This window comes from Allosalinactinospora lopnorensis, assembly GCF_000981225.1.
GTDB lineage: Bacteria > Actinomycetota > Actinomycetes > Streptosporangiales > Streptosporangiaceae > Allosalinactinospora > Allosalinactinospora lopnorensis.
The window spans coordinates 1-8,510 of sequence record NZ_LAJC01000121.1; the positions used below are offsets into that span (position 1 = coordinate 1).

Annotated in this window: 8 protein-coding genes; 2 read left to right on the forward strand and 6 right to left on the reverse strand. The window is 69.3% G+C overall.

Features of this window, described 5'->3' with window-relative positions; translation table 11 throughout:
• On the reverse strand, positions 1-281 hold a 281-nt coding region (locus VS93_RS25195), incomplete at its 3' end, for an NAD(P)H-hydrate epimerase (RefSeq protein ID WP_046472343.1).
• A gap of 219 nt (positions 282-500) precedes the next feature.
• On the opposite strand from VS93_RS25195, the gene VS93_RS25200 reads away from it, so the two are divergent.
• On the forward strand, positions 501-1,010 hold the full coding sequence (locus VS93_RS25200; protein WP_046472344.1) for a DUF4913 domain-containing protein: 510 nt from the start codon (positions 501-503) through the stop codon (positions 1,008-1,010).
• Positions 1,011-1,058: 48 nt separating this feature from the next.
• Here VS93_RS25200 and VS93_RS25205 read toward each other — a convergent pair whose 3' ends face one another.
• Positions 1,059-1,373 (reverse strand): hypothetical protein, encoded by a 315-nt coding sequence (locus tag VS93_RS25205; RefSeq protein WP_052745995.1) that lies wholly within the window; start codon positions 1,371-1,373, stop codon positions 1,059-1,061.
• 110 nt (positions 1,374-1,483) lie between these two features.
• Positions 1,484-2,389: a type I pantothenate kinase gene (gene coaA, locus VS93_RS25210; protein ID WP_046472345.1), complete on the reverse strand. Its 906-nt coding sequence runs from the start codon at positions 2,387-2,389 to the stop codon at positions 1,484-1,486.
• Between the two features lie 337 nt (positions 2,390-2,726).
• On the opposite strand from coaA, the gene glmS reads away from it, so the two are divergent.
• Complete coding sequence (glmS, locus tag VS93_RS25215) at positions 2,727-4,595, forward strand: glutamine--fructose-6-phosphate transaminase (isomerizing) (protein ID WP_236700731.1); 1,869 nt, start codon at positions 2,727-2,729, stop codon at positions 4,593-4,595.
• Positions 4,596-4,661: 66 nt separating this feature from the next.
• Here the strand turns inward: glmS and glmM are convergent, their stop codons facing one another.
• The 3 genes from glmM to rplM form a co-directional block, all read right to left on the reverse strand.
• Entirely contained in the window at positions 4,662-6,002 is a 1,341-nt protein-coding gene (glmM, locus tag VS93_RS25220) for a phosphoglucosamine mutase (protein WP_046472346.1), read from the reverse strand.
• Between the two features lie 242 nt (positions 6,003-6,244).
• Positions 6,245-6,757, reverse strand: coding sequence for a 30S ribosomal protein S9 (rpsI, locus tag VS93_RS25225; RefSeq protein WP_046472347.1), 513 nt, complete (start codon positions 6,755-6,757; stop codon positions 6,245-6,247).
• Between the two features lie 36 nt (positions 6,758-6,793).
• Positions 6,794-7,243: a 50S ribosomal protein L13 gene (gene rplM / locus VS93_RS25230; RefSeq protein WP_046472348.1), complete on the reverse strand. Its 450-nt coding sequence runs from the start codon at positions 7,241-7,243 to the stop codon at positions 6,794-6,796.
• Positions 7,244-8,510 lie beyond the last annotated feature (1,267 nt).

The window sequence follows — 8,510 nt, forward strand, 5'->3', positions numbered from 1 at the left end:
AGCGCGGCCAGCCCGGCCTCGTGCACACGGGAGCCGGCCAGGACCGCCCGCACCGCGGCGCCGCGCCGAGCGAGGAAGGTCCCGGCGTAAAGCGCGTCGCCGCCGTTGTCACCACCGCCGACGAGCAGCACCACACGGGAGCCGTAGACCCGCGGGAGCATCCGCGCGCACACCCCGGCCAGCCCGGTGGCCGCGCGCTGCATCAGTGCGCCGTCGGGCAGCCGCGCCATGAGCTCGCCCTCGGCCTTGCGGATCGTCTCCACCGTGTGTGCGTAACGCACTACGCCTCCCCGAAGCGTCGGAATCCCGGTGTGCCCCTTTCCCCAGAGCATGCCCGACACTCCCCCGGGAAGCACGCCGGGATGCTGGCGATGGCCGCACGGGTCGCATACGGTCGTGGGACATCCCCTCTCCGCCGTCGTGCACGGGCGCGCGCCGGCCACTGATTTACTGGTGGACAGCCAGATTCCAGGCACGGACAGCAGCACGGGAACTTCTGCATGACCTCAACGGACGACCGCATCGCGACGCAGGACGTACTGTCCGAACGCGTCGCCCACCTGCAGAACGCCATGCACAGACTCGGCGCGGACGTCATCCGGCTGCAGACGCAACTCAGCGATCTGGTGACGGCGGCACCGGAGCAGGATGGCCCGGACACCGAGGCCGCCCCATTCATCTTCAACCTGTCCCGCGAGGCCTACAAGAGCGAGCTCGGCTCTCTGGTGGCGTGGGTGAACGAGTTCCTGGTCCCGGTCTATGTCGGCGACGACTCCGTGTGGTGCCCCGTCTGGTGGGAGCACCACGAGGCGGTCGGCCGGCTGCACGCGCTGCGCCTCGCCTACCGTGAGCTCACCGACACCGCCGTCTCCGGACCGAGCGGCCCGGGGATCTGGCACCGCGACCACCTCGACCCGCTCCTGGACCGGCTGCGTGCCGAGAGCGGCCCGTTCGCCTCGTGCCTTTCTGGGGCGGGACACGTGGAGCGCCGCCGCGCGCAGCCCGCCTGAGGCCGGACGGGACACCGCGTTCCGCGGCTCACATGCGGTCGATCTCCGTCAGGTCGATGTCGATATCTCCCGGCGCACCCGGAGATGGTCCGGAGCCGAGCGGCGCAACTCGAAGTCGAGCATCGAGAGCACCAGCATGTGGAACAGTTTCCGCGGACTCACGAAGACGAGGCTCTCGTCGATGAGCTCGGTGTGCGGGGGGAGATCCGGAATCCGGTCGAGATCATCGGCGGTGAAGCCCTCGGGGGGCGGTACCGGCCAGTTCACGCTCCGCGAAGGCGCGACCGATGGTTCGGTCGCGGGGGGAGCGTCCGTGTCACCGCCTCCGGTGGTCGGATCGCTGTCGTCGCCCAGAGTAGCCATTCGTACCGTCCCGTCGCGGTGTTTCCACATATGTTCCCACCAGGGAGCACCGTCTGCGGGGACTCTCCTACCCGCGCGGCGGCGCGCTCACCTCGCCCCGCGGCGGCCGCTCAGGTCTTGCGCAGCCGCACCCGGCGGACCCGGTGGTCCTCGCCCTTGTACAGGACGAGCGTGGCCCGGGCCCGGGTCGGGCGGATGTTCTCCACCAGGTTGACCTCGTTGATGGTGCGCCAGGCGTTCTTGGCGAACTCCAGCGCCTCCTCGTCCTCCACGGAGACGGCCATGGAGTGGAAGTAGGAACGGGGGTCGGAGAAGGCGGTGCGCCGCAGTTCCCGGAACCGGTCCAGGTACCAGGACCGGATGTGCTCGACCTTGGCGTCGACGTAGATGGAGAAGTCGAAGAAGTCGGCGACGGCCAGCCGTCCCGGCAGGGGAGGCTGGAGGACGTTGATCCCCTCGACGATGAGGATGTCGGGCCGGTACACCGTCTGGAGGGCCCCAGGGAGGATGTCGTAGGCCAGGTGGGAGTAGACGGGAAGCTCCACCTGGCTCGCGCCGGCCTTCATCTCCGAGGCGAACCGCACCAGCGCGCGCCGGTCATAGCTCTCCGGGAACCCCTTGCGGTTCATGATCCCGCGCTCCTGCAGCGCCGCGTTCGGGTACAGGAAGTTGTCGGTGCTCACGAGCTCCACGTTGGGGTGGTCCGGCCACTGGGCGAGCAGGCTGCGCAGCAGTCGGGCCGTGGTCGACTTGCCGACGGCGACACTTCCGGCCACTCCGATGACGAAGGGGGCGGGGCGGTCGTCCTCACCGAGGAAGTCCCGGACGGCCGCGTGGCGCTGCCGCGTGGCCTTGACGTACAGGTTGAGCAGTCGCGACAGGGGGAGGTAGATGTCCCGCACATCGTCCATCGACGTGGGATCGGTGGTCCCGCGCAGGACCTCGAGCTCTGCTTCGGTCAGGGACAGCGGGGTCGAGTCGCGCAGGGCCGCCCACGCATCCCGGTCGAGCTCCACGTACGGCGATGAGAAGCCGTTCTTCGTCGCATGAGACACGGTTGCCCACCCTAGACGAGCACGCATTCGGGACGTTTCACCGCCCCCGTTCTACCGGGTGATCCGCGCCTCACCAGGAAAGGTTGCCTCTCGAACCGAAATCCGGATGACCGGAACCGGCCTCTCGATGCGAGGAATTTCTCCCGTCGCCTCCGCCGGCCCCACCGGGGACCTCCCGGCGCGGTCGGCAGCGTCCTGACGTGCGCGGCCACTCTCCTCTTTACCAACAGGTCTATACCGCTACCTGCGAAAATAGCGAATGGTCCGGCGTGTCCGCGTACCGGAGGACCCACCGTGATTGGCTACGCTGACGGCCATGTGCGGAATCGTTGGCTACGTCGGGCCGCAACCGGCGCTTGAGGTCGTCGTGGACGGCCTCGCACGGCTGGAGTATCGGGGGTACGACTCCGCGGGCATCGCCGTCCTCACCGATGGCAGGCTCGCGACCGAGAAGCGGGCCGGCAAGCTCGCCAACCTGCGGGCGGCGCTGGAGCACAATCCGCGCACCGCCGACGGCATCGGTATCGGCCACACCCGCTGGGCCACGCACGGCGCCCCCACCGATACCAACGCCCACCCGCACGTCGACAACGACAACCGGGTGGCCGTGATCCACAACGGGATCATCGAGAACTTCGCCTCGCTGCGCCTGGAGCTGGAGGAGCGCGGCTGCAAGTTCACCTCCGAGACCGACACCGAGGTCGCCGCGCACCTGCTCGCCGAAGAGCTGAAGCAGCAGGACGGCGACCTGGCCGCGGCGATGCGCTCGGTCTGCAGGCGGCTTGAGGGGGCCTTCACGCTCGTCGCCATGTTCGCGAACGACCCGGAGCTGGTCGTCGCCGCGCGCCGCAACTCCCCCCTGGTCGTGGGCCGGGGCCAGGGCGAGAACTTCCTCGCCAGCGACGTCGCCGCGTTCATCGCGCACACCCGCGACGCCATCGAGCTGGGCCAGGACCAGGTCGTCGAGCTGCGCGCCGACTCCGTGACCATCACCGACTACGACGGCCGCCCCGTCAAGGTGCGCGAGTACCACGTCGACTGGGACGCCTCCGCCGCCGAGAAGGGCGGTTACGAGTACTTCATGCTCAAGGAGATCGTCGAGCAGCCGCAGGCGGTCGCCGACACCCTCCTGGGCCGCGTCGCCGTCGACGGCACGCTCACCCTCGACGAGATGCGGTTGGCCCCCTCCGAGCTGCGCGATATCGAGAAGATCGTGATCATCGCGTGCGGCACCTCCTACCACGCGGGACTGATCGCCAAGTACGCCATCGAGCACTGGTGCCGCGTCCCGTGCGAGGTGGAGGTCGCCAGCGAGTTCCGCTACCGCGACCCCATCCTGAACCGCCAGACGCTGGTCATCGCGATCTCCCAGTCCGGCGAGAGCATGGACACCCTGATGGCCGTGCGCTATGCCCGGGAGCAGCGCGCCCGGGTACTCGCCATCTGCAACGTCAACGGCTCCACCATCCCGCGCGAGTCCGACGGCGTGCTCTACACCCACGCCGGGCCCGAGGTCGGGGTCGCCGCGACCAAGACGTTCCTCACCCAGCTCGTGGCCTGCTATCTGGTGGGGCTCTACCTGGCGCAGGTGCGCACCGTGAAATTCGGTGACGAGATCAATGCGGTCATCGAGCAGCTCGCGAACATGCCGGAGCAGGTCAAGAAGGTGCTGAGCACGGTCGACCCGGTCCGCGAGTTGGCGCGCTCCCTCGGCGAGGCCGACACCGTGCTGTTCCTCGGCCGCCACGTGGGCTACCCGGTGGCGCTCGAAGGAGCGCTCAAGCTCAAGGAGCTCGCCTACATGCACGCCGAGGCGTTCGCGGCGGGTGAGCTCAAGCACGGCCCGATCGCGCTGATCGAGAACGGGCTGCCGGTCGTGGTGGTCGTGCCCTCGCGCGAAGGCCGCGGTGTGCTCCACGACAAGATCGTGTCCAACATCCAGGAGATCCGCGCCCGGGGCGCGCGCACGATCGTGATCGCCGAGGAGGGCGACGAGACCGTGCGCCCCTTCGCCGACGAGCTGATCGAGATCCCGGCCGTGCCCACGCTGCTGCAACCGATCGTGTCCACGGTCCCGCTGCAGGTGTTCGCCTGCGAACTGGCCCTGGCCAAGGGCAACGACGTCGACCAGCCGCGCAACCTCGCCAAGAGCGTGACCGTGGAATAGCCGGATCGGGCCGCGAACACGACGCGAGGGGCGGGTACCCGCCCCTCGCGTTGGTTTTCCGGGGTGTCAGCGCCCGAGGGCGGACCTCACCACATCGGCCAGGCGCTCGGCGACCTCGTGCGCGTGGCTTTCGGCGGCGGCCTCGACCATGACGCGGACCATCGGCTCGGTACCGCTCGACCGGATCAGCACCCGGCCGGTGTCGCCGAGTTCGGCCTCGGCGCGGGTCACGGCCTCGGCCAGTTCGCTGGAACTCGCCGCGCGGCTCTTGTCGACGCCGCGCACGTTGATCAGCACCTGCGGCAGCCGGGTCATGACCTTGGCCAGCTCGTCGAGGGAGCGTCCGCGGCGGCTCACCGCTCCGAGCAGGTGCAGTCCCGTGAGGAGTCCGTCGCCGGTGCTCGCGTGGTCGAGCAACACCACGTGGCCGGACTGCTCGCCCCCCAGCGAATACGCCCCGGCCTTCATCTCCTCCAGGACGTAGCGGTCGCCCACCGGGGTTTCGACGACGGCGATGCCCGCCTCCTTCATGGCCAGTTTCAGGCCGAGGTTCGACATCACCGTGACCACCAACGTGTCCTTCGCGAGACTCCCCGCCTCCTGCAGCTCGAGCGCGAGGATCCCGAGGATCTGGTCGCCGTCGACCACCGAGCCGTCACCCGCGACCGCGAGGCAGCGGTCCGCGTCGCCGTCGTGGGCGATTCCGGCGTCGGCCCCGTGGCTGCGCACGGCTTCCTGCAGCGCTTCCAACTGAGTGGAACCGCACCCCTCGTTGATGTTCAGCCCGTCGGGCCGGTCCCCGATCGTGATGACCTCGGCTCCGACGCGGCGCAGGGCCTCAGGGGCGACCTCGGAGGCGGCACCGTTCGCGCAGTCGAGCACCACACGCAGGCCGTCAAGACGGTTCGGGACCGACTCCACGACGTGCCGGATGTAGTGCTCAGCGGCCTCGGCGGCGTCGCTGACCCGGCCGACGTCCGCGCCCACAGCAGGGGGCGCGCCCCCGCCCAGGTTCGCTTCGATCTGGTTCTCGAGCTCGTCGGGGAGCTTCTGGCCGCCCCGTGCGAAGAACTTGATTCCGTTGTCCGGCGCGGCGTTGTGGCTGGCCGACAGCATCACCCCGAAGTCGGCGTCGAGATCATCGGTGAGGTGGGCCACGGCCGGCGTGGGCAGCACACCCAGACGGATGACGTCCACCCCCGAACTCGCCAGTCCGGCGACGACTGCGGCCTCCAGGAACTCACCGGAGGCACGCGGATCCCTGCCGACGACCGCCAGCGGGCGGCCCGCGCGTTCACCTGCGGCCAGAACCTGCGCTGCGGCGATGGAGAGATCCAGCGCCAGGGTGGCGGTGAGATCGCGCCCGGCGACCCCCCGGACTCCGTCAGTACCAAACAGCCGAGCCACGAACCAATCGCCCCTTCAGCTAAGGAGACAGCAACTCTGAGGAGACAGGAGCACTGACGCTGTGCCCTGTCAGAAAGGTGAGACGGGAGTCCGGGGGGATCCGTTCGCGTCGGACGCCTCCCCGCGTTTCCCGCACCGAGAAACAGCTACGGCCCGCCTCTGCCCCCATGCTAGGGGGACCGGCGGGCCGTAGCGCGGTGCCGCGCCATTCATGGTCCGGCACGAAAGTTATCTGCCGCGGGTTACCGCTTGGAGTACTGCGGAGCCTTGCGAGCCTTCTTCAGACCGGCCTTCTTCCGCTCCACCTCGCGGGCATCCCGGGTGAGGAACCCGGCCTTCTTCAGAGCCGGGCGGTTGTTCTCCGGGTCCAGTCCGGCCAGGGCCCGGGCGAGGCCGTGGCGCAGGGCGCCGGCCTGTCCGCTGGGGCCGCCGCCGTTCAGACGGGCGAAGACATCATAGGCACCCTCGATGCCGAGGGCGACCAGCGGCTCCTTGATGGTCTGCTGGTGGACCTTGTCCGGGAAGTAGTCCTCCAACGGCTTGCCGTTGACCTTCCACTCCCCGCCACCGGGCGTGATGCGGACACGGGCGACGGCCGTCTTCCGGCGGCCGGTGCCCGCGCTCGGACCGGACGCGGTGGGAACGTACCCCGCTCCGGGCGCCTCGGGAGTCTCGCTGGTGTATTCAGCGGGGAACTCCTCGGGGTTGTCCTCGAAGTCCTGGGCGACGTCTTCGATACCGGTGGGCTCGACCACGGTTCTCCTCGTACTTCCTTTACGTCTCGCGAGCGCCTACGCGGGCTGCTTGATCTTGCTGATTTCGAAGGGCACCGGCTTCTGTGCCTGGTGCGGGTGCTCCGAGCCGGCGTAGACCTTGAGCTTCTTGGCCATCTGGCGGCCGAGGGAGCCCTTCGGCAGCATCCCCTTGACGGCCTTCTCGACGGCCCGCTCAGGACGCTTGGCCATCAGCTCGCTGTAGGCGACGGAACGCAGACCGCCGGGGTAACCGGAGTGCCGGTACGCCCGCTTCTGCTCCAGCTTGTTACCGGTCAGCACCACCTTGTCGGCGTTCACGATGATCACGTAGTCGCCGGTGTCGATGTGGGGTGCGTAGTACGTCTTGTGCTTGCCTCGGAGCAGGGTCGCGACGTGGCTGGCCAGCCGCCCGAGCACGACATCGTTGGCGTCGATGACGTGCCACTGACGCTGGACATCGCTGGGCTTGGGGCTGTATGTGCGCACGATCGTAAGCCTTCGTCTCAGTCGGCGGGCGGCCATCTCCACGCACGGAGATGGGGAACTTTTGACTTCTCCCCGCGTTGCAGCACGGGGATCCCCGCCCTCGCGGGCAAGGGTTCCTGTTTCGCGGCAAGCGGCCACCCGAGCGGTTTCGGGGAGGGTCTACGCCGCCTCCACAGGCATTCGGGACTGTCGCCCCGGGATCCCGAACGTCCTCCGGTACCCGTTACGCAGACGGTGCTGAGTTACCGGCGCCCACCGAGGTGCGACGGGAGCCCACAGCAACTCAACACACAACAACGGAGCATACTATCGGGCCGACGCACCACCAGTCAAAGCAGCCTGTGACCGTATCCCGCGCCGCCATGGCAGCGGCGGGATGGACCGGTGGTCACACTACGATCCGCGGTTACTCCACTCTCATTATGCCTTGCCCACCGAGGTGCTTGCGCCAATCAGCGCTCAGCTCTTCGACGGCGCACGCCCACCCCCTGGAGGGCCGCGAGAAAGACGAGGATAGCCCCGGAACATCTCATTCGCGCGAGTAGGAGCTATCCTCTGCCTTGACGGTCGACGACACCAGTGGCCCGAGGACGGCGCGGCGGTACTGACCAGCCACTGTCCGCTCCGCCTCCGCAACCGCATGTCGTCGCCGATGGTCTCCCTGACGGTCCCGGCCGGGTTCCCCCGCCATCCGGTGAGGCCCCGTCCCCGGAGATGACGACGATCACCCAAAACCGGACAGTGCCCTGATCGTTCCCCGAGGAGCGACCATCGAGGTCCTCAATGGAGGCCTGCTCCGTATCGATCCAGTTCCGCCACCCCCAGGACAGTCTCCGGAGTACTCTCATCGCACCGCATCCACATGAGCCGAACAACGGCCGTCCCGACCACGACGGTCGGCCCCAGCAGCCTCCCCAGGCTGCCCCGCACCAGCAACCGGGCGAAGAACCCCCCCAGACACCTCGTCCGCAGCAGCCGCAGCAGCAGCCGGGCCCCGCCTCACCGAGCGACGGCGGAGCCCGCCCGCCCACCGGCCCTTACGGCGGCCCCACCGGTCCGGGGCCGGCACAAGGCATGCCCGGTCCACGCACCGGACCGCAGCACCCGCCGCAGGGGCAGCAGCCCGGCCCGCCTCCGCAGGGCCCGCACCAGGGCAGGCCCCAAGGGCCGCAGCAGGCGCCGCCTCCCGGTGCACCTCAAGGCCCCTCCCCGGGGCACCCCCCCCCGCCCGCCGGCCCCGGCCGGGCGGCCCGCCCCGTCCGGGCCC

What these genes read in the sequence shown, in the direction of transcription:
- VS93_RS25200 (WP_046472344.1), top strand. Translation starts at nt 501, where the DNA reads ATGACCTCAACGGACGACCGCATCGCGACGCAGGACGTACTGTCCGAA.
- VS93_RS25205 (WP_052745995.1), bottom strand. Translation starts at nt 1,373, where the DNA reads ATGGCTACTCTGGGCGACGACAGCGATCCGACCACCGGAGGCGGTGAC.